This window comes from Streptomyces monashensis (assembly GCF_001866665.1).
Lineage (GTDB): Bacteria > Actinomycetota > Actinomycetes > Streptomycetales > Streptomycetaceae > Streptomyces > Streptomyces monashensis.
Genome location: NZ_MLYO01000023.1, coordinates 125,858 through 148,542 on the forward strand (window position 1 = coordinate 125,858; position 22,685 = coordinate 148,542).

Below are 22,685 nucleotides of genomic sequence, written 5' to 3' on the forward strand. Positions count from 1 at the left end.
TGTGCCGGCCGGTGAGCGGCGCGAGGCCGTACCGTCGCGTGACGGTGTTCAGCGCGCCTCCCGGTCCAGCACGTCCGAGACCAGTCCGGCGACGTCGGTGGGCACGTGGATGTGCCCGCCCGGCCGCACGCCCGGCGTGAACGCACCCGAGGTGACACCGGCCCATCCGGTCATCCGCTTCCCGTCCACCAGCGGGTCGCCGGCGCCGTGGTAACAGGTCAACGGGCACGCCAGCGGCGTGGTCCCGGCACCGGGCCGGTACCGTGCGTGGGCCCGGAGGTCCGAGCGCAACGTCGGGTGGACGTCCAGGTCCTTCAGGTGTCCCGGGGGGAGGCAGGCGGAAACGCACAGCCGCAGCGGCTCCCGGCCCACGGCCCGCAGCAGCATGGCGGTCTCGTAGGCCACCAGGGCGCCCAGTCCGTGCCCGAACAGCACCTGGTCGAGGGAGGGCAGTCGGATCAGTTCCGCTACGGCGCGGCCGGCCGTCTCGGCCACGTCGTCCACGAGTGGCCCGGCGAACCGGTCGCCGCGTCCGGGGTACTGGACGGCCACCAGTTCCGCGCCGGGCGGCAGCGCGGCCGCCCAGCCGCGGAAGGCGGTCGCCGAGCCCCCGGAGTGCGGGAAGCACACCAGGCGGACGAGGGGATCCTCGACCGCGGTCAGCGTCCGTACCCGGCTCATCGGTCCGTCCCTCTCGGTAGCCCGGCGTGTGGAACTGCATCGTTCATCCTTCCGGCGCCCCTCAGGTGTTTCCCGACAGAGTTCGGTAATACCTGGGTGGCGTCCCCGGCCGGGTCTGGCCGACATCTGTCAGACGGCCGGACGACTCGGGAAACCGTTCCTAGGGTGGGCTCACGCATGAGGGCGGTTCGGCCTCCGTCCGCGAACCCCTGCGCAGGATGACCGAAAGGCAAGGAGCATGGCGCCCCTCTCGCACGCGCACCAGCGCACGTGGTCCATCAACAGGTTCGAAGGACCTTCGGCGTCCTGCACCGCCCCGCTGTCCCTGCGCCTGCGCGGCAGACTGGACCCGCACGCCCTGCGCCAGGCCGTGCGCGACGTCGTCGTCCGGCACGCGTCGCTGCGCACCCTCGTCGACGAGGTGGACGGGGTACCGCACCAGCGGGTCCTCGACCCGGACCAGGTGGAGATCCCCTGGCAGGAGCACGAGGTCACCGAGGCCGAACTGCCCGGCAGGCTGCGTGCGGAGGTCCGCCGGGAGTTCGACCCGGCGCACGAGATACCGGTGCGCGCCGCGCTGTTCCGCCTGGGCGAACAGGACGCGGTGCTGCTTCTCCCCCTGCACCGCACCGCGGCCGACGGCCGGTCGCCGGGCCCCCTGGCCGAGGACCTCACCGCCGCGTACACCGCGCGGTGCGACGCGCAGCGCCCCCCGTGGGCCCCGCTCCCGGTCCCGTGCGCCGAAGACACCCTGCGGCAGCGCGACCTCCCGCGCGGCGACGAACGCGACGCGCTGCCCGTGGAACTCGACGAGGAACTGACCGGAGAGGTCCGGCAGTTGGCTCTGCGTGCCGGGGCCACCGTCTCGACGGTGCTTCAGGCGGGGCTCGCGGGGCTGCTCAGCGGGCTCGGTGCCGGAGACGGCGTCCCGGGCGCCTCGCCGGCCGGCGAGGCGCTGCTGTTCCAGGTCCGCCTGGCCCTGCGGGACGACGTGCGGCCGGCCTTCGACCCGCCGGGCCTGACGGTCTGCGACGAACCGGTCGACATGGGTGCCTCCCGTTTCGATTTGTTCCTGAACCTCGTCGAGCGGACCGGCGCCGACGGGACGAACCGCATCGACGGGGTCGTCGAGTACGCCACCGGCCTGCTCGACCGGGACACGGTCGCGGGACTCGTGGAGCGCTGGCGGCACACGCTGCGGCTGTGGGTCGCGGCCCCGGACACCCCGATCGGCGCGCTGGACCTCCTCAACGATCGGACGGCGCTGCGCCCGTGGCCGGGGCGCGGCCGCGTCGCCGACCGCGTCACCGGGACGATCCCCGGCCGCTTCGCCGCCGTCGCCGCCGAACGACCGGACGCCGTGGCGCTCGTGGCGGCCGACGGCGCCGGCAGCTGGACGTACGGCGAACTCGACCGCTGGGCCAACCGCATCGCCCACCGTCTTCGCGCGCGGGGCGCCGGCCCGCACCGCCGGGTGGCACTGCTCATGGAGCGGTCCCCGCTGATGGTCGCGGCGGTACTGGGAACGCTGAAGGCGGGTGCCTGCTATGTGCCGGTCGACCCCACCGGTCCGCGCGCACGGACCGACCTCCTGCTCGCCAGCCTCGGCCCGGCCGTCGTCGTCGACGAACGGCTGGCCGAGGAGGCCCTGGACGGCGACCCGTCGTCGCCGCCGGACCTCGACGGCCTCGACGGCGGCCACCTCGCCTACGTCATGTACACCTCCGGCTCCACCGGGACACCGGCCGGCGTGGAGGTCACCCACCGCAACGTGCTCGCCCTCGTGGACGACCCGTGCTGGACCGACGGCGCCCACGAGCGGGTCCTCGTGCACTCCCCGCAGACCTTCGACGCGTCCGCGTACGAGCTGTGGGTGCCGCTGCTGCGGGGCGGGACGGCCGTGCTCGCACCGCCCGGGAACCTCGACGCGGCCCGTCTCGCGACGCTCGTGGCCGAGCGGGAGGTGACCGCGCTGTGGCTCGGCTCGGGCCTGTTCGACCTCGTCACCCGGCACCATCCCCGCAGCCTCGCCCGGGTGCGCGCGGTGTGGGCCGGCGGCGACGTCCTGTCGCCGGCCGCCGTACGCCGCCTGCTGGACGGCGACGGCACGCCCACCGTCGTGAACGGGTACGGCCCCACCGAGACCACCGTCTTCGCGGCCCGGTACCCGATGGCCTCACCGGACCGCTGCAGGGACCCGCTGCCGATCGGCGAACCCATGGCGCACAGCCGTCTGTTCGTCCTCGACGACCGGCTGCGGCAGGTGCCGCGGGGCGTGGCGGGGGAGCTGTACATCGGCGGCGACGGGGTGGCCCGAGGCTACGCGAACCGTCCCGGCGCGACGAGCGAGCGGTTCGTCGCCGACCCGTTCGGACGCCCGGGCGACCGGATGTACCGCACCGGCGACCTGGTCCGGTGGAACCATGACGGACAGCTGGAGTTCCTGGGCCGTGCCGACGACCAGGTGAAGCTCCGTGGCCTGCGCGTCGAGCCCGCAGAGGTCGAGGCCGCGCTGCGGAGACGGGACGGCGTGGCGCAGGCGGCCGTCGTCGCCCGCGAGGACGGGCACGGGGAGCGGCGCCTGGTGGCGTACGTGGTACCCGAGGTACCGGACGCGGACGCGTCCGAGCACGTCGAGAAGTGGCGCGCGATCTACGACTCGATGTACGGCGACACCGCGCCGCACGACACCGGGATCGGCGACGATTTCACCGGATGGAACAGCTCCTACACGCGCGAACCCATCCCCCTGTCCGAGATGCTCCGGTGGCGCGCGTCCGCGGTGGAGCGGGTGCGCGGTCTGCGGGCGCGCCGGGTGCTGGAGATCGGGGTCGGCTCCGGACTCCTGCTCGGACCGCTGGCCCTGGAGACCGAGGCCTACTGGGGCACCGACTTCTCGGAGCCGGTCATCGAGCGCCTCCGTGCCCAGGTCGGCGCGGATCCACGGCTGAAGGACAGGGTGACGCTGCGGTGCCAGCCCGCCGACGTCGCCGACGGGGTGCCGGCGGAGTACTTCGACACGGTCGTCCTCAACTCGGTCGTGCAGTACTTCCCGGACGCCGCCTACCTCTCGGGCGTCCTGGACGTGGCCCTCGACCGGCTCGCCCCCGGCGGCCGGATCGTCATCGGCGACGTCCGCAACCACGGCACCCTGCGGGAGTTCCTGACGGCCGTCCACCACGCCCAGCGCCCCGGTGACGAGCCGTCCGCCGTCCGGGCGGCGATCGAACGCGCCGTGCTCGGCCAGACGGAACTCGTCCTCGACCCGGGCTTCTTCACCGAGTGGGCCGACGCCCGCCGCGACGTCGTGGCCGTGGACATCCGGCTGAAGCCGGGCCCGAGCAGGAACGAACTCACCCGCCACCGCTACGAAGTCGTCCTGCACAAGCGGTCGAGCCGGGCGACGCACCTCGCGGACGTCCGCACGCTCACCTGGGGCTCGGACGTGCACCGGCTGTCCGGCCTGGAGGCCGAGCTGGCCCGGCACGGCGGCCGGCTCCGGCTGGCCCGGATACCGAACGCCAGGCTGGTGGACGAGGCGGCCGAGTGCGGGGTTCCCGCCGCAGCGGAAGGGACGCCGCTCGACCCGCACGCGCTGGAGACCTGGGGCGGGGAGCACGGCTGCACCGTCCTGTGCACCTGGTCGGCCGAGGCGCCCGGCTGGTTCGAGGCGGTGCTCCTGCCCGCGGGCGGCACGCACTGCTACGGCGGCGTGTACCGGCCCATGGACACCCGGGCCAGGCAGCTGGCCAACACGCCCGCGGCATCCCGCCGGGTCTCGAAGCTGCCGGCGGTGCTGCGGCAGGATCTGGCGGCCGAACTGCCCGACCACATGGTGCCGGGCGACATCGTGGTCATCGCACGCATGCCGATGACCGATCGCGGCGAGATCGACCGCGCCGCGCTCGCCGGACCGACGGCGACACGGCACTGAAAGCGATGGAGGAGACATGACGGTGAACCCGTTCGACGACGAGAACGGCGCGTTCTATGTGGTGGTCAACGACGAGGAGCAGCATGCGCTGTGGCCCACGTTCGCCGACGTGCCCGGCGGCTGGCGGGTCGTGGCCGGACCGGCGGGGCGGACGGAGAGCATCGCGTACGTCGAGGAGAACTGGACCGACATGCGGCCCCGGAGCCTGCGCGAGGCGACGCCGACGTCCTGAGCCCTCGATGCCGCGACTCGAGCGGGACTCGTCCGCGCCCACAGCGCCATGGGCTTGCGTGGGACGTCCGGGACGTACGCGGGATGTACAAGGAGGACGTGCTGTGGGCGGTCGAAATTCCGACGTCGTCTTCGTCCGATGGCCGGCGCAGGCGGACCTGAGGACCCGCTGCCGGAAAGAGGGAGTGCCGCGACTGCTCGTCGTGGAGGCGGGTGCGCAGCCGCCGGTCAGCATCGACCCGGTCGAGGACTGGGTACGCCCCCCGGTGTCCCGGGATGACCTGGAGGCCAGGGTCAAGGCCTTACAGAACCGATTCGACAGCTACCAGGTGCCGACGATCGACTCGAGCGGGACCCTGAGCTTCGGCCATCGCTCCATCACCGTCTCCACCACGCAGACCGGGCTGATGCGGCTGCTCATCGACCGCTTCGGCGACGTTGTGCACCGCACCGAGTTCATGCAGTGCTCCGCCCTGCGGACGCCCGCGCTGAACAGGAACTCCCTCGATCTGCACATCATGCGGCTGCGCCGCCGGCTCCTGCCGATCGACCTGTCCATCCGGACCGTGTGGGGGCGGGGTTACATGCTGGAGAACTCGGTCTCCGCCGAGGCCGTCCCGCTGACGACCGCCTGAGGTGTCCGACCGGCACGAGAGCCCGGGGACCGGCCGACCGCCCCGCTCCGGGGGCGGTGAATTCCATGACAATTCGGCATCGGTCCTGAAAGCCCCGGCGGTCGAGCCCCGGTCGAGAAACCGAGGTCGGCTGATCCATCTCGATTGACCCTTCCGCGACGGCGGGCTGATGCTCGGTGCGAGGAAACGGGAGCGCCTCCGGCCACGAGGACGGACCGATTGCCTCTCCCACGAGCCCTGCACCTCCCATTCGCAACGGGGTAGATATCGATGTCCACCGCGCTGAACAAGTCCGCCCGAAATCATCGGAGTTCACCTCTCAGGAATATTCCCGTCCTGCGCCCCCGTGACGGATTCGGCGGCCTCAGGGCATTCCGGCGGGACCAGCTCGGTTTCCTCCAGGGGGGACTCGATCAGCACGGGGACATCTACCGCTTCCGGCTGCTCGGCATGAAAATGGTGATGCTCAATCACCCGGACTACATTCGGCACGTCCTCGTCGACAAGAGCGAGCAGTACGACAAGGACGCCGCCATCTTCCGCATCGCCCGGCCCGTGCTGCGCGATGGCCTGATCGCCACCGCCGACATGGACCTGTGGCGCCGCCAACGCCGCATGATGGCCCCGTACTTCACCCCGCGCACGGTGAGCAACTTCGCCCGGAACATGACGGACGAGACGGTGCGCATGCTGGAGCGCTGGGAGGCACGCGCCGACCTCGACGCGCCTTTGGACGTCACCGACGAATTCGGTCAGCTGGCCCTTCGTATCGTCAGCAGGTCGTTGTTCAGCGCCGACGTCGGCCGTGCGGCACAGGCATTCGAGCGGGCCTTCCAGACCGCCAATACCGTCCTCGGGAAATTCTTCAGCTTCCCGTTCCCGCCGCTGAGCTTCCCGACGCCCAGCCGAATTCGACTGCGCCGGGCCATCGACGACATGGACGGATTCATCTCCGACTTCATCAAGAAGCGGGTCACCGAGGAGATGCCACCCGACCAGGAACCGGACCTGCTGTCCTTGTTCCTGCACGCCGTCGACGAGGACGACGGAAAGGGAATGGACCTCGAGCAGTTGCACCACGAAGTGCTCAACATCTGCGTCGGCGCATACGAAACCACCACCAACACCCTCGCCTGGGCCTTCTACCTGCTGGCCCGGCACCCTGAGGTGGAGCGCAGGCTGCACGCCGAGGTCGACCGGGTACTCGGCGACCGCACCGTGCCGGACTTCGAGGACCTGTCCAAACTGCCCTACACCCGGATGATCATCGACGAGGTGCTGCGCGTCTACTCCCCCGCGTACCAGCTCATGCGGCACACCCGCGAGGAGGACGTCATCGACGGCCACCGCATACCGGCCGGCACCCAGGTCCTCGTCAACAGCTACCTGCTGCACCGCCACCCGGACTTCTGGGAGGACCCGGAGCGCTTCGACCCCGAGCGCTTCAGCCCGGACCAGATCGCCCGACGCCCCAAGCACGCCTACGTGCCCTTCGGCAGCGGCCCCCGGGTCTGCCTCGGCAAGCACTTCGCGCTCACCGAGATCTGCCTGGCCCTCGCGACCATCGCCCGCCGGCACCGCCTGGTCACCCCCGAGGGAGCGCCCGAAGTGCTTCCCGACGCCCTGATCACGCTCCACCCCAAGGGCGGGGTGCACCTGCGTCTGGAGCGGCGGTCATGAGCGCACTGACGAGGACCGGCGGCGCGCACATACCCGAGATCCACTGCCCCTTCCCCTACCAGGTGAACCCGCACGCGGACCAGGCTCGCGCCCATCTGGACGGCTGGGTACGAAGGACGGGCCTGGTGCGCCGCGCATCCGCCGCACAGCGCTTCGCCCAGGCGGACTTCGGCTGGTTCGTGTCCCTGGTCCACCCCACCGCGAACGCGCGGCACCTGGAGCTGACGGCCGACTGGTTCGCCTGGCTCTTCCTCGTCGACGACCAGCTGGACGACGGCGGCTTCGGCCGCAGCCCGCAGCGGATGCGGCAGCTCGTCGACAGCATGCGTGAGGTGCTCGAGGCAGCCGACTTCGGCGCGAGCCGCGCACCCGCCACGGACGCGCCGCCGGCGGTCTCCTCCCTCGCCGACCTGTGGCGACGCACCGCCGCCGACGCCTCGCCCCAGTGGCGCCGCAGGTTCGTGCGCCACCTGCGGGGCTGCCTGCTCACGGCGACGGTGTGGGAGGCGGACAACCGCATCCGGGGCCGCGTGCCCGACGAGGAGACGTACATCGAGAAGCGGCGGCACACCGGCGCCATCTACGTCTGCATGGACCTCATCGAGATCGTCGAGCACATCGACGTGCCCGAAGACCTCTACGACAGCCCGGAGTTCACCGCCGCCCTCGACGCCGCCTGCAACGTGGTCTGCTGGACCAACGACGTCTACTCGCTGGAGAAGGAACGCGCCCTCGGCGAAGTGCACAACCTCGCCTACGTCGTCCAGCACCACCGGGGCATCGGCCAGGAGCAGGCCGTCGCCGAGGTGTGCGCGGCCACCTCGGCGGAGACCGAGCGCTTCCTGAGCGCCGAACGCAACCTGCTGCGGACCCGCCTGGACCACGCCGCCGTGCTCACGCCCTACCTCGCGGGCATGCGCACCTGGATCCGCGGCAACCTCGACTGGTCGAGGCGGACCAGGCGCTACCAGCCCCGTACGGAGCTCACCGCGCAGCGGCCCGACGAGTACCTGGAACCGGCCCTCACCGGAGCCGAGCGATGACCCCGACGGCCCTGGCACCGGACACGCGGGCGGCATGGCCCCTGCTCGAGCGCTACCAGCAGCTCACCGGGCCGCGGCTGCGGCACGCGGTGGAACGTCTGACCGAGCCCGTCCGCACGGTCGCCCGCTACCACTTCGGCTGGTGCGACGAGCACGGCGACCCCGACGACGCCGGCTGGGGCAAAGGCGTACGCGGCGCCCTCGTCCTGGCCGCCGCGCAGGCGGTGGGCGGCCCGCCCGACCAGGCGCTGAGCAGTGCCACGGCGGTGGAGCTCGTGCACAACTTCTCCCTGCTGCACGACGACCTGATGGACGGCGACCGGATGCGGCGCGGGCGCCGCACGGCCTGGAGCGTCTTCGGCGAGGCCCAGGCCGTACTGGCGGGTGACGCCCTCCTGGCGCTTGCCCTCGACACGCTGGCCTGCGCACCGCCGCCGCCCGTGAACTCCGCCGCGACCCAGGAGATGTGCCGGGCCCTGCTGCATCTGGTCGCGGGCCAGGGCTCCGACCTGGCCTTCGAGAAGCGTCAGGAGGTCAGCCCGCAGGAGTGCCTGACGATGGCGGCGGGCAAGACCGCGTCACTGCTCGCCGCGGCCTGTGCGCTCGGCGCGCTGTCCGCGAACGGCACAGCGGACCAGGTCGCCGCGCTACGGGAGTTCGGGCACCAGGTGGGCATGGCCTTCCAGCTCGTCGACGACCTGCTCGGTATCTGGGGAGACACCCGGGCGACCGGCAAGGTCACCGGTGGCGACCTACGGCGGCACAAGAAGTCCCTGCCCGTGGTCGCGGCCCTGCACGGCGGCAGCGAGGCGGGACGCCGTCTCGCCGAGCTCTACCGGCTCCCCCGCCCCCTGGACGAGGCCCACGTCGCGCGTGCCGCCCGCCTGGTCGAGGACGCGGGCGGCCGCGCGTGGGCCGAGCGCCAGGCCGCCCTCGCCTGGCAGCGGGCGATGGACCAGCTCGCGCACGCCTCCCTCGGCCCGGACGCCACCCAGGACCTGCTCGCCCTGGCCACGCTCATCGCCCACCGCGACCGCTGACGAGGACAAGCCATGAACCGCACCGCCCTCAGCCACGGGGAATCCGCCCTCACCCGGTACCGGGACGGCGAACCCGCACCGAGCCACCGGCCCGCGGGCGCCCGGTGGCCGGACTCCGGTCCCGGCGACCCCCGTGCCGACGGGCGCGGCGACACCCACGTCCATGGCGCGCGGGAGTCGGCCGCCCGTCGGCGGCGGATCGTCGTGCCCGTCGCCGCCGAGAGCGAGGAGGGGCTGCACCGAGCCGTCCGCGACCTCGCCGAACGGGTGCGCGCCGACGGCGTACGGCCCCGCCCGTACCCCGTGCACGGCGCGGGACCGCACCGCCTCGTCGCCCTGGCGGACCACCCGGACCTCCTCGCGGACGACCTCCTCAGCCGGCTGCGCGACCGGCCCCAGGCCCGCCCGGCCGAGCCGCCCCTCGTGGCACTCCTCTTCTCGGGCGGCGGACCGCAGTGGATCGGCACGGGCCGCGCCCTGCTCGCCGAGCCCGTCTTCCGCGATGCCCTGGCCGAGTGCGACCACGCCGTGCGTGCCGTCACCGGCTGGTCCGTGACCGAGCGGCTCCTCGCCGACGACGGCCGCTCCCTGCTCCGCACGGACGTCGTCCAACCCGTCCTGTTCGCCGTGCAGACGGCCCTGGCCCGCACACTGCGCGCGTGGGGAGTGCACGGCGACATCGTGCTCGGGGCCAGCATCGGCGAGGCCGCCGCGGCGGTCGCCGCCGGTGCGCTGCCGCTGGAGGAAGGGGCGCGGCTCATCGCCACCTGGTCCCGGCTCGTGGCCGAGCGTGCCTCGGGGCACGGCACGATGATCGTCTGCGACCTGACCCACGCCGAGGCCGAGCGTCTCAGCGCCGCGAGCGGCGGGCAGGTCTTCGTCGCCAACCACCTCTCCCCCGGCCAGTTGTGCCTGTCCGGGACAACGGACGGCATCGCCGGGGCCGAACGCGAGCTGTCCGCTCGCGGGATCCGTACGCTGCGCATCCCCGTCGACTACGCCGGACACAGCGCCCTCCTGGACCCGCTCGGCCCCGACCTCGTCCGTGCCCTGTGCGATCTGCGCACCCGGCGCCCGGCCGTGCCGTACTGGTCGACGGTCACACACGGCTTCGTCGACGGTGCTGCTCTCGACGCGACGTACTGGGTGCGGAACATGTGCGAACCCACCCTGCTGGAAGAAGGGATACGCCACCTCGCACGGCGGCACACCCTGCGCATCGTCGAAGTCTCCCCGCACCCGGTCGCCCAGTACTCCGTCCAGCAGACCCTGGCCGGCCTCCAGGACGCCCGATCCGCGGCCCTGACCACGTGCCACCAGGAACTGCCGCCGCTCCAGGGCCTGGAGAACCTGGTGGCACGCCTGTGGTGCGACGGCGTCGACGTCGACTGGGCTGCCGTGGGTACCGGGTGAGCAGCCGCCCGGCCGGCCCGGGTAAGGGAACGCTCAAGACGTGGTGGTGCCGCGATCTCGAGAAAGCTGTGCACGACATGAATAAATAGATCGAGATCCGGGTCGTCTGGCACGATCCATTCATGCCGATCCGCACGCCGCTTTCCCGAAGTGGTATGGGAATTCCTTTCTGCAGCCGGGGGTGACCGGACGTCCTCCGAGCAGGAGGGTCCGCCTGGCCGGACGAACAGGCCCTTACAACCACGGAGTCGACTTGACCAGGACCGATCTGCAACCGGTGTCGTTTCCCACCGAGCGCACCTGCCCCTTCAGCCCTCCCCCGAGGCTGACCGAGCTGCGGGACGAGCACCCGGTGAGCAGGCTGTCCTATCCCGACGGCACCACGGGATGGCTGGTCACCGGGCACGCCACGGCGCGTTCCGTGCTGAACGATCCGCGGTTCAGCTCACGCGGTGAACACCGCAGGACGGCGGTCGGGGAGGGAGCCCCCCAGCCGACACGGCCGGGAGTTTTCATCTTCATGGATCCGCCGGAGCACACGCGGTTCCGGAAGCTGTTCACCGGAGAATTCACCGTACGGCGGACCAGGAACCTGGAACCGAAGGTGGCGCGGATCACCGCGGACCGGATCGCGGCGATGCGGGATATAGGACCTCCGGTGGATCTGGTGCGGGAATTCGCCATGCCCATTCCCTCACTGGTGATCTGTGAGCTGCTGGGTGTTCCGTACGAGGATCACGAGTTCTTTCAGCGGCATTCGGAGACCATGCTCGACTACGAGCGCACGATGGACGAGGTCGTGGAGGCGTTCACGCTGATGGCGGAGTTCCTCACCGGGCTGATCCGCCGCAAGCGCGGCAAGCCGGAGGACGACCTACTGAGCAGGGTGGCCGCATCCGATCTCACGGATGCCGAGGCCGCGGGTTCGGCGATGCTCGTCCTCACGGCGGGACACGAGACCACCGCGAAGATGCTGGGGCTCGGCACCTATCTGCTGCTGTCCCGCCCGGAGCAACTGGCGCTGCTGCGGGAGAGGCCGGAGCTGATCAACGGCGCGGTCGAGGAGATGCTGCGCTACCTGAGCATCGTCCAGTTCGGGATCATCCGCGGAGCCACCGAGGACGTCGAGCTGGACGGCCGGCTGATCCGGGAGGGCGAGGTCGTGACGGTGGCCCTGTCCACGGCCAACCGGGATCCCGCGTTCTTCCCGGAGCCGGACGTGCTCGACCTGGGCCGCAACGCCGGACGGCACCTCGCCTTCGGCTACGGCGTGCACCAGTGCGTGGGGCAGCAGCTCGCCAGGACCGAGATGCGCGTGGCCTTCAGCCGGTTGATCCGCGAGTTCCCCGGACTGCGGCTGGCCGTGGCGCCCGACGAGATCGAGACGGCCCACCTGGCGTCGATGTACGGCGTGCGGCGCCTTCCCGTCGGCTGGTGACGGCGATGAGGGTCGCTGTCGACCGGACCAGGTGCTGTGGTGCGGGCATGTGCGCCCTGACACAGCCTCACGTGTTCGACCAGTGCGCGGAGGACGGGACCGTCGTACTGCTCTGCGCCCATCCGCCGCAGGAGTTGTGGGACAGCGTCGAGGAATGCGTACGGCTCTGCCCTTCCCAGGCGATCAGCGTCGACGGGAACACGGAGTGACCCGGGTGGTCGAAGCGTGATCGACCGGAACACCCGTGCAAGAGGTCTCCCTCGGACCTGCTCCCGAAGCCGGCTTCGTCCGTGCGGACCGTCGTGCCTTGCACCTGCCCGAAGTGAGGATGCGTGATGAACGCTGACGACATTGCCATCATCGGACTCGGCTGCCGTCTCCCCGGCGGAATCGACACCCCGGAGGCGTTGTGGCGGGGCCTGCTGGACGGAATCGACGCCGTCGGCGAGGTCCCCCCGCAGCGGTGGCGGGCCGATGACTGGCATGACGCCGACCCCTCGGCTCCGGGCAGGATGACGACCCGGCGGGGTGGATTCCTGGACGACGTCGCGGGGTTCGACGCCGAGTTCTTCGGGATCTCGCCCACCGAGGCCCGTCAGATGGATCCGCAGCAGCGGCTGGCGCTCGAGGTCGCCTGGGCGGCGGTGGAGGACGCCAGGATCCGGGCCGACCGGCTCGCCGAGACGGCCACGTCCGTGTTCTTCGGAACCATGTGGCAGGAGTACCACCTCGCCACCGGGGCGTCTCCCGGCGAGATCCGCACACACACGGCCATCGGCACGGACACCTCGATCATTCCGGCCCGCATCGCCTACGCCCTCGGCCTGCGCGGCCCCGTGATGTCCATCGGTACCGGCTGCAGTTCCTCCCTGGTCGCCATTCATCAGGCGGTCCGGAGCCTGCGGTCGGGAGAATCGGATCTGGCCCTGGCGGGCGGGGTCAGTCTCATCCTCCACCCCCATACGACCGTGGCGATGTCCAAGTTCGGCACGCTGAACCCCGACGGGCAGTGCCGCGCCTTCGACGCGGACGCCAACGGGTACGTCCGGAGCGAGGGTTGCGGCGTGGTGGTGCTGCGCAGGTTCGCGGACGCCCGGCGCGACGGCGACCGGATCTACGCGGTGATCCGCGGCAGCGCCGTGAACAACGACGGCACCACCGACGGCCTGGCCACCCCGGGTTTCGAGACCCAGGCCGAGGTGCTGCGCTCGGCCTGGCAGGAGGCCGGCGTCTCCCCGAGCCTGGTGTCCTATGTGGAGGCCCACGGCACGGGGACCCGCCGGGGCGATCCGATCGAAGCGGCGGCACTGGCCGAGGTGTTCGGCCCCGAGCGAAAGGACCCGCTGCGGATAGGGTCGGTCAAGACCAACTTCGGCCACCTCGAACCGGCCGCCGGAGTGCTCGGTGTGCTCAAGACCTCCCTGGCGCTCTTCCACGGCGAACTGCCCGCCAGCCTGCACTTCCGGCGCCCGAATCCGGACATCGACTTCGACGCGGCGAAGCTGGCGGTGGTCACCGGCCGCCTGCCGTGGCCACAGGGACCGCGGCTGGCCGGAGTGAGCAGCTTCGGCTACGGCGGTACCAACGCCCATCTCGCGCTCGCGGGGCCGCCGACGGAAGCTGCCGGCGTCCGGGAGCCCGCCGAGCGGACGCGAGTTCCCTGGGTGCTGTCGGCGCGCTCCGCACCGGCCCTGCGGGACCAGGCCCGCCGGCTGCGCGCTCACCTTGCCGCGCACCCCGGACTCTCCCCCGCCGACGTCGGCTTCTCTCTGGCCACCACCCGTGCCGACCATGAGCACCGGGCCGTCCTGCTGGGGTGGGAGACCACGGATTTCCTGGACGGCCTGGAGGCGCTGGCGTCGGGAGCCCAGGCACCGAACCTGGTCGTCGGATCCGGACGGGGGCGCGGCCCGGTGCTGATGTTCGCCGGACAGGGCACCCAATGGGCGGGAATGGCCTCCGAGTTGCTTCGGACCTCCCCGGTCTTCAGCGAGACCTTCGCCGAGTGCGAGGCAGCGCTGGGACCTTTCGTGGACTGGAGGCTCACCGACGCGGTCGGGGATGCGGACGCCCTGGAACGGGTGGACGTCGTACAGCCCGCCCTGTGGGCGGTGATGGTCTCACTGGCACGGCTGTGGAAGCACTTCGGCGTCGAGCCGGAGGTGCTGCTCGGGCACTCCCAGGGCGAGATCGCCTCGGCCTGTGTGTCCGGAGCGCTGTCGCTCGGGGACGCGGCGGCCGTGGTGGCGCTGCGCAGCCAGGCGATCCGCCGTGGTCTGGCCGGCCGGGGCGGCATGGTCTCGCTGGTGTGCTCGCGGTCCGAGGCGCGACGGCTGATCACGCGGTGGCCGGGCCGGCTGTCGGTGGCCGCCGTCAACGGGCCCCGGAGCACGGTGGTCTCCGGCGATCCCGAGGCGCTGGCGGAACTGATGGAGGAGTGCGGGTCCGAGGGAATCCGGGCCAGGCGCATCCCGGTGGACTACGCCTCGCACTCGGCGCAGGTGGAGGCGGTCCGCGAGGACATCCTCACCGATCTGGCCGGGATCCGCCCGCGTCCGGGGGCGGCGGGCTTCTTCTCCACCGTCGACGTCGGCCGGATCGACAGCGTGGCACTGGACGCGGGCTACTGGTACCGGAACCTGCGCTCCACGGTCGAACTCGACGCGTGCGTCCGCGAGTTGGCCGCCGAAGGCCACCGGGTGTTCATCGAATGCACTCCGCACCCCGTGCTCACCATGGGCGTGGAGGAGAGCGCCGACGTGCACACCGTCGGGACGCTGCGCAGGCAGGAGGGCGACCGGTTCCTGACGGCGCTGGCCGAGGCGTACGCCGGCGGGGTGGACGTCGACTGGTGCCGGGCCTTCGAGCGGGCGAACGTCGTGGACCTGCCCACGTACCCCTTCCAGCACCAGAGGTACTGGATCGACGCGGAGGCGACGGGCGGCACGGGAACGCAGGACGCGCCGTTCTGGGACGCGGTGGGCCGACAGGATCTCGACGAGGTGGCCCGGACCCTGCGTGTCGACCGGGACGCCCTCGCCGCCGTCCTGCCCGCGCTGGCCTCCTGGCGCAGGCGACGTACCTCGGAGTCCGTCGTGGACAACTGGGAGTACCGGGTCGCCTGGAAGGAGATCCCCGCACCCGCCACGGTCCGCCGGGGGGACTGGCTGGCCCTCGTGCCCACCGGCAGCGCGTGGGCGCGCTCGGTGGCCGGGGACCTGAGCGGACAGGGACTGCGCGTCACGGTCGAGGAGATCGAACCCGGCCTCGACCGGGGCGCGCTGGCCGCGCGCCTGCGCGGCACGACCTGCGACGGCGTGCTCTGTCTGCTGGCCGCAGCGGACGGTCCGCACCCCGGACATCCGGGGATCCCCGCCGGCTACGCCGCGACCCTGACCGCCGTACAGGCGTTGGGGGACGCCGATGTCACCGCTCCGCTGTGGTGCGTGACGCTGGACGCCGTCGCGGTCGCGGACGAACCGGTCGACCCGGACGGGGAGCTGGTGTGGGGACTGGGCAGGGTCGTCGCCCTGGAACACTCCGCGCGCTGGGGCGGTCTGATCGACGTGTCCCGCCCGTGTGACACCGCCGTACTGGCCGGGTTGCTCACCGGCGATCACGGCGAGGACCAGGTGGCGATCCGGGATGCCGTCCCGTACGGCCGCCGCCTGGTCCGCGCCACCGCAGCCGCTCCCGCCCCTGACTTCAGTCCCCGGGGAACGGTTCTGATCACCGGTGGAACGGGCGCGCTCGGCGCCGAGGTCGCGCGCCGGCTGGCCGGTCAGGGCGCCGAACGTCTGGTGCTGGTCAGCCGGAGCGGGCCGGACGCCCTTCGGGCGGACTCCCTCACCGCCGATCTCCGCCGGCTCGGGGCAGGGGTCGAGATCGTCGCCTGCGACGTCTCCGACCGGGAGGCGCTCCGCGAACTCATCGAGCGAACCGGGCCCCGAGCGGTGGTGCACGCCGCCGGAGCACTGCACGACGGACTCGTCCAGGACCTCACCCTCGACCAGGTCGACGCCGCGCTGCGGGTGAAGGCGCGGGGCGCGTGGAACCTGCACGAACTCACCACCGATCTGGACGCGTTCGTGCTCTTCTCCTCGTGGGGCGGGACCGTCGGCGTCCCTGGCCAGGGCAACTACGCGCCCGGCAACGCGTACCTGGACGGCCTGGCCAGGCTCCGCCGCGCCCAGGGACTGCCCGCGACCTCGGTGGCCTGGGGCCCGTGGTCCGGGGACGGAATGGCGCGGGGTCCGGTGAAGGAGGTCCTCGACCGCCACGGCGTACCCGCCATGGCGCCGGACCTGGCGCTGCTGGCCCTCGGCCGGGCCGTGGCGGGCCCCGAACCCTGCGTCACCGTGGCGGACGTGCACTGGGACCGGTTCCGCACGGCGTTCACGGCCACGCGTCCGAGCGCCCTGCTCAGCGACCTGCCCGACGGCCGGGACACCGCGGGCGTCCACGCGCCCGCGCTCGGGCGGCGGCTGGCCGAACTCCCCCCGGGCAGCCGGGCGCGCGCCGTACTGGACGAGGTCAGGGCGCAGACCGCCCTCGTCCTCGGTCACGCGGCTCCCGACGCCGTGGACGTCGAGCGCACCTTCAGGGAACTCGCCTTCGACTCGGTCCTCGGGGTCGAACTGCGCAACAGGCTGGGCGCGGTCACCGGGCTGCGGCTGCCCGCCACCCTGATCTTCGAACACCCCACGCCCGCGCAGGTCGCCGCACACCTGCTCGCCGGACTCGCCCCGGCCGACACCACGGTCAGCACCCCGCTCGCCGCCCCCGGGAGTTCGGCGGAGCCCATCGCCATCGTCGCCATGAGCTGCCGGTTCCCCGGCGGAGTAGACGATCCGGAGGGCTTCTGGCGGCTGCTCGCCGACGGCGGAGACGCCATCACGTCGTTCCCCGAGGACCGGGGCTGGGACCTCTCCGCGCTGTATCACCCGGATCCGGACCACCCCGGAACCAGCTACGTCCGCGAAGGCGGGTTCGTGACCGCCGCCGCATTCGACCCCGAGTTCTTCGGCATCAGTCCCCGCGAGGCGCTGACCATGGATCCGCAGCAGCGGCTCCTGCTGGAAGGATCCTGGGAGCTGCTGGAGCGGGCCGGAATCGCGCCGGACACGCTCAGAGGCAGCGACACCGGCGTCTACCTCGGCACCAACGGCCAGGACTACGCGTCGCTGGGAACTCCCCACGGGTCCGAGGGATTCGGGCTCACCGGCAGCGCCGCCAGCGTGGTCTCCGGCCGGATCTCCTACGTGCTCGGCCTGGAAGGGCCGTCGGTCACGGTGGACACCGCGTGCTCGGCCTCGCTGGTGGCCGTTCACCTCGCCGCACAGGCCCTGGCGAAGGGGGAATGCGCGATGGCCGTCGCGGGCGGCGCCACCGTGATGGCCACGCCGGGACTGTTCGTCGGGTTCAGCCGGCAACACGGTCTCGACCCCGGTGGACGGTGCCGCGCCTTCTCGGACAGCGCCTCCGGCACGGCACTGTCCGAGGGCAGCGGGCTGCTGTTGCTGGAGAGACTGTCCGACGCGCGGCGCAACGGGCATCCGGTCCTGGCCGTGATCCGGGGTTCGGCGGTCAACCAGGACGGCACCTCCAACGGGCTCACCGCGCCCAACGGCCGCGCCCAGCAGCAGGTCATCCGCAAGGCCCTCGCCGCAGCGGGGCTCGAGGCGTCCGATGTGGACGTCGTGGAAGCCCATGGCACCGGCACGACGCTGGGCGATCCCATCGAGGCGCGCGCCCTGCAGGCCACCTACGGCTCTTCCGGCCGCCGGGTGTGGCTGGGCTCCGTGAAGTCCAACATCGGGCACACCCAGGCGGCGGCGGGCGTGGCCGGTGTGATCAAGATGGTGCTGGCCATCAACAACGCGACGGTGCCTCGCACACTGCACGCCGACACCCCCTCCCGCCACGTCGACTGGTCCGAGAGCTCCCTGCGGCTGGCCGTCGACCCCGTCGACTGGGACGGCGACGGTCCCCGGCGAGCCGGCGTCTCCTCCTTCGGCATCAGCGGCACCAACGCCCATCTGATCCTCGAACAGGCCGCCGAGGCCGAGGAACCCGTGTCGGTCTCCCGTCCCGGGCCGCTGCCGTGGGTGCTGTCCGCGCGCAGCCGGGACGCCCTGCGCGAGCAGGCGTCCCGGCTGGCCGTCCGGATCGGGACGCACCCCGGGCCGGACCCGGCCGATCTGGCGTTCTCCCTGGCCACCTCGCGTACGTCCTTCCAGGAGCGGGCCGTCGTCATCGGCCGGGACGCCACCGACCTGCTCGCGGGACTGCGTGCGATCACCGAGGGAGAGTCCTCGGCGTCCGTGGTGGAGGGCTCGGCGGGCGAGGGCGCGACGGCGTTCGTCTTCGCCGGGCAGGGAACGCAGCGTGCGGGCATGGGCGCCGATCTGCGCGAGGCGTATCCGGTGTTCGCCGCCGCGTGGGCGGAGATCTGCGCCGAGCTCGACCGGCACCTCCGCCGTCCGATCGCCGAGGTCGTCGACGACCCGGACGCGCTGCGCCGTACCGAGTACACGCAGCCCGCGCTGTTCGCCTTCGAGGTGGCGCTGTTCCGGCTCCTGGAGAGCTGGGGGCTCACGCCCGATCTGGTTCTCGGCCACTCCGTGGGCGAACTCGCCGCCGCGCACGTGGCGGGGGTGCTGTCGCTGGAGGACGCCTGCGTGCTGGTCACCGCCCGGGGCCGGCTGATGCAGGCTCAGCCGGACACCGGCGTGATGCTCGCCCTGCAGGCCGGCGAATCGGAGGTCACCCCGCTGCTGAGCGCGCGGGTCGGTCTCGCCGCGGTCAACGGGCCGCGGTCCGTGGTGATCGCCGGTGACGCCGATGCCGTGCACGAGGTGGCCGGGCGGTTCACCGGACGCCGCACCAAACGACTCGACGTGTCGCACGCCTTCCACTGCGCACACATGGACGGCATGCTCGACGAGTTCCGGAGCGTGGCCGAAGGACTCACCTTCCACCCGCCGCGCGTTCCGCTGGTGACGAACCTGACGGGGCGGCTCGTCACCGTCTGCGATCCCGGCCACTGGGTGCGGCAGGTCAGGCAACCGGTCCGCTTCGCCGACGGGATCCGCGCCGCACTCGGCGAGGGCGTCACCAGGTTCCTCGACATCGGCCCCGACGGAACACCTGCCGCCATGATCGAGGACTGCCTGGACCGCGCGGCCGTCGTGGTCCCGGCCCAGCGGCCGGACCGGCCCGGACCCGAGGCGCTGACCCTGGCGGTCGCCAGAGCACACGCGGCGGGTGCCGGGATCGACTGGCTCTCGATGTTCGGCGGACGGCGCCGCCGTGTCGACCTGCCCACCTACGCCTTCCGGCACAAGCGGTTCTGGCTGGACGGCGCCGGCGCCGGACACCCCCGGCCGACCCCCGGAACCGGGCATCCCTGGCTGACCGAGAACATCGAACTGGCCGACGGCGGCCGGGTGCTGTCCGGCCGGGTGTCGGCGTCGACCCAGCCCTGGCTCGCCGATCACGTGGTGTTCGGCACCGTCGTCGTCCCCGGCACCGCGCTGCTGGACCTGGTCCTGGCCGCGGCCGGTCGGGCCGGCGCGGCCGGGGTCGGCGAGCTGACCCTGACGCAGCCGATGGTGCTGGAGGAAGCGACACAGATACAGGTCAGGATCGGCCCCGCCGAACGGGGACAGCGACCGGTGACCCTGCACAGCACGGTGGTCGGCTCAGGTGTCTGGAATGCCCATGCCGAGGGTGTGCTGGTGGACGAGCTCGGTCCGGAGCCCACCGACTGGTCGATGCCCGCGCTGCCCGGCGTGGACCTCTCCGGTTTCTACGAGGGCTTCGCGGCGCAGGGCGTCGACTACGGGCCTGCCTTTCGCGGCGTGAGTGACGTGCGCGGGCAGGACGGCATCGCCTGTGGTGTGGTCCGGCTCCCGGTCGCCGAGGCGGGCGGATTCGGCATCCACCCGGCCCTGCTGGACGCGGCCTTGCAGGTGATGCGCGCGGTGGTCCCGGCCGCCGAGGAGGCCCGGCTTCCCTTCCAGTTCACCGATGTCCGCCTGTACGCCACGGGAGCGACCGAGCTCCGCGTCCGGGTCGACGTGCGGGGCGACGGGATCCGGGCCTGGCTCACCGACCCCGCCGGGGCACCGGTGGCGTACGTCGGGGCGATGCGGCTGCGTCCGGTCGGCGCCGACCGGCTGCGGGCCGCCCTCTCCGTTCCCGATCTCTACCGCGTGGCCTTCCGGCCGGTGCCGGAAGTGCCCGCGATCCCGGAGCCGGTGCGGGTCCTGGGCCGGGGCCCGGTGTCCGAGGTGCTCGGGGTGGCACCGGCAGAGACGATCACCGGGGACGGCCCGCGCCGGATCCTGATCGACGCCACCGCCGACTCCGACGGTGTCGCCGCCGCCCACGAGTCCACCGCGCACGCGCTGGAAACGCTGCGCCGTCTGCTGCCCCGCACGGACACCGAGCTCGTGTGGATCACCAGGGACAGCGTCGCCGTACGTGCCGAGGACCGTGTGCGCGGCCTGGCACATGCGCCCTTGTGGGGCCTGCTGCGGGCGGCGCGGCGCGAACACCCCGAGGCGACCGTCCGGGCCGTGGACTGCGACCGGATCGACGCCGCGACCCTGCTGTCGGCGCTGTCCGTGACCGGCGAACCCGAACTCGCCGTCCGGGGCGGGGAGATCCTGGCGCCCCGGCTGACCGCCGCGGGTGCGCCCGGTGCGCCCACCGCCGCCGTCGGCGACGGAACGGTGCTGATCACCGGCGGGACCGGCGAACTCGGCAGGGCGGTCGCCAGGCACCTGGTGACCGAGCACGCGGTCCGCGACCTGGTGCTGACCTCGCGCAGCGGCCCCGAGAACCCGGAAGCCGGCAACCTGATCGCCGAACTGACCGAGGCCGGTGCGCGGTCCGTCCGGGTACTGGCCTGCGACGTCACCGACCGGACTCAGGTGGCCGGCGTCCTGTCCACGGTGGACAACTGGTCGGCGGTACTGCATCTCGCGGGCGTACTCGACGACGGGCTGCTGCTCGACTACGACCGGCAGCGCCTGCGCTCGGTGCTGGCCCCGAAGCTGGACGGGGCCGCACACCTGGCGGAACTCACCCGCGATCTGGGCCTGTCGGCGTTCGTCCTGTTCTCCTCGGTCTCCGGAACCCTCGGTTCCGCTGGGCAGGGCGCCTATGCGGCGGCCAACGCCTACCTGGACGCCCTCGCCGCCCGCTACGGCGGGACCAGTCTGGCCTGGGGCCTGTGGGAGCAGACGGGCTCAGGAATGACCGCACACCTCACAGAGGCGGAACTGGGCCGGCTGCGCAGGCAGGGAATCGCCCCGCTGCCCGTCGACAAGGCCCTGCGGCTGCTGGACCGCGCGCTGCGCTCACCGGAGGGCAACCTCGTCCCGGTCAGGCTCGACCTCGCCGCCCTGGACGGTGAACCCACGGCGCTGCTGCGCGGCCTCGTCCGGCCGCCGCTCCGACGCGCCGGCCACAACCTCACGCCGGGTGCCCTGCGAGAGCGCCTGAACGGACAGACACCCGACGAGCAGGCCGCCTCGGTCACCAGGCTGGTGCTTCAGGAGGCCGCCGTCGTGCTGGGGCTGCCCGGCCCCGGATCACTCAGAAGCAAGGCCGTGCTGAAGAACCTCGGCCTCGATTCGCTGATGGCCGTGGAGCTGCGGCGCAGGCTGGCGGACGCCACCGATGTCCCGCTGCCCGCGAGCCTCGCCTTCGACCACCCGACCCCGGCCGACATCGCGGACCTGCTGATGCGGCGCCTGGGGATCCTGCCCCCGGAATCCGCGACGGCACCGGCGGCGGGGCTGTCGCCGGATCCGGATGCACCGACGCCGGCCCGATCGGTCGCCGAGATCGGCGCCGAGCTCGAAGCGCTGCTCGAACTGTAGAAGTCCGCCCCCCACCCTCTGCCTTCGCTGGAAGGAACTCCTGATGTCCGAACAGAATCGGTTGGAACTCGCCCTGCCCGCGATCAGGGAACTCAAGCGGCGTGCGACCGATCTGGAGGCGCAACTGACCGAACCGGTCGCGATCGTGTCGATGGCGTGCCGGCTGCCGGGCGGGGTGGGGACGCCGGAGGAGTTCTGGGAGCTGCTGTCCTCGGGCGGGGACGCGATCGAGGGGTTCCCGTCGCGGTGGGACGGCTGGGACGTGTACGACCCGGACCCGGAGGCCGTGGGCAAGAGTTACGTGCGGGAAGGCGGATTCCTGCACGACGTGGAGAAGTTCGACGCGGCGTTCTTCGGGATTCCGCCGCGCGAGGCACAGGCGATGGACCCGCAGCAACGGCTCGTCCTGGAAACCTCCTGGGAGGCCCTCGAACGCGCCGGAATCCGCCCCGAGATCCTTGAGGGCGGCAACACAGGTGTGTACCTCGGCACGATGAACGGCGACTACGGCAGTCTGGGGCACGGCCTCGAGGATCACGACGGATACGTCAACACGGGCAGGGCGAGCAGTGTGTTGTCGGGTCGGGTGTCGTACGCGCTGGGGTTGCGGGGTCCGGCGGTGACGGTGGACACGGCGTGTTCGTCGTCGCTCGTGGCACTGCACCTGGCCGTCACGGCACTGCGCCAGCGCGAGTGC

Annotated in this window: 12 protein-coding genes; 11 read left to right on the forward strand and 1 reads right to left on the reverse strand. The window is 72.3% G+C overall.

All coding sequences use genetic code 11. From position 1 onward, the window contains the following. Nucleotides 1-48: 48 nt before the first annotated feature. Nucleotides 49-681 (reverse strand): thioesterase II family protein, encoded by a 633-nt coding sequence (locus BIV23_RS13640; protein WP_071381078.1) that lies wholly within the window; start codon nt 679-681, stop codon nt 49-51. Nucleotides 682-919: 238 nt separating this feature from the next. Here BIV23_RS13640 and BIV23_RS13645 point away from each other — a divergent pair, with 238 nt between their 5' ends. The 11 genes from BIV23_RS13645 to BIV23_RS13695 form a co-directional block, all read left to right on the forward strand. Continuing rightward, nucleotides 920-4,615 (forward strand): non-ribosomal peptide synthetase, encoded by a 3,696-nt coding sequence (locus tag BIV23_RS13645; protein WP_071381079.1) that lies wholly within the window; start codon nt 920-922, stop codon nt 4,613-4,615. 16 nt (nt 4,616-4,631) lie between these two features. Further along, a complete protein-coding gene (locus tag BIV23_RS13650; RefSeq protein ID WP_071381080.1) occupies nt 4,632-4,847 on the forward strand; it encodes an MbtH family protein in 216 nt (71 codons plus the stop codon). A gap of 103 nt (nt 4,848-4,950) precedes the next feature. After that, nucleotides 4,951-5,481 carry a winged helix-turn-helix domain-containing protein gene (locus BIV23_RS13655; RefSeq protein WP_218161865.1) on the forward strand — a complete coding sequence of 177 codons (531 nt, stop codon included), beginning with the start codon at nt 4,951-4,953 and terminating at the stop codon, nt 5,479-5,481. Between the two features lie 270 nt (nt 5,482-5,751). Beyond that, nucleotides 5,752-7,161: a cytochrome P450 gene (locus BIV23_RS13660; RefSeq protein ID WP_079173133.1), complete on the forward strand. Its 1,410-nt coding sequence runs from the start codon at nt 5,752-5,754 to the stop codon at nt 7,159-7,161. Then, nucleotides 7,158-8,204, forward strand: a complete 1,047-nt coding sequence (locus BIV23_RS13665) for a terpene synthase family protein (protein WP_071381082.1) — start codon at nt 7,158-7,160, stop codon at nt 8,202-8,204. Before BIV23_RS13660 ends, BIV23_RS13665 begins: the two co-directional genes overlap by 4 nt. Continuing rightward, nucleotides 8,201-9,244: a polyprenyl synthetase family protein gene (locus BIV23_RS13670; RefSeq protein ID WP_071381083.1), complete on the forward strand. Its 1,044-nt coding sequence runs from the start codon at nt 8,201-8,203 to the stop codon at nt 9,242-9,244. The genes BIV23_RS13665 and BIV23_RS13670 overlap by 4 nt, the downstream gene beginning before the upstream one ends. 12 nt (nt 9,245-9,256) lie before the next feature. Next, nucleotides 9,257-10,657: an acyltransferase domain-containing protein gene (locus tag BIV23_RS13675; protein WP_071381084.1), complete on the forward strand. Its 1,401-nt coding sequence runs from the start codon at nt 9,257-9,259 to the stop codon at nt 10,655-10,657. 253 nt (nt 10,658-10,910) lie between these two features. Further along, nucleotides 10,911-12,095: a cytochrome P450 gene (locus tag BIV23_RS13680; RefSeq protein WP_071381085.1), complete on the forward strand. Its 1,185-nt coding sequence runs from the start codon at nt 10,911-10,913 to the stop codon at nt 12,093-12,095. Nucleotides 12,096-12,100: 5 nt separating this feature from the next. After that, nucleotides 12,101-12,304 (forward strand): ferredoxin, encoded by a 204-nt coding sequence (locus BIV23_RS13685; RefSeq protein ID WP_071381086.1) that lies wholly within the window; start codon nt 12,101-12,103, stop codon nt 12,302-12,304. A 126-nt stretch (nt 12,305-12,430) separates the two neighbouring features. Then, nucleotides 12,431-21,988, forward strand: coding sequence for a type I polyketide synthase (locus BIV23_RS48530; protein WP_071381087.1), 9,558 nt, complete (start codon nt 12,431-12,433; stop codon nt 21,986-21,988). A 43-nt stretch (nt 21,989-22,031) separates the two neighbouring features. Continuing rightward, on the forward strand, nt 22,032-22,685 hold a 654-nt coding region (locus tag BIV23_RS13695; protein ID WP_143079080.1), incomplete at its 3' end, for a beta-ketoacyl synthase N-terminal-like domain-containing protein.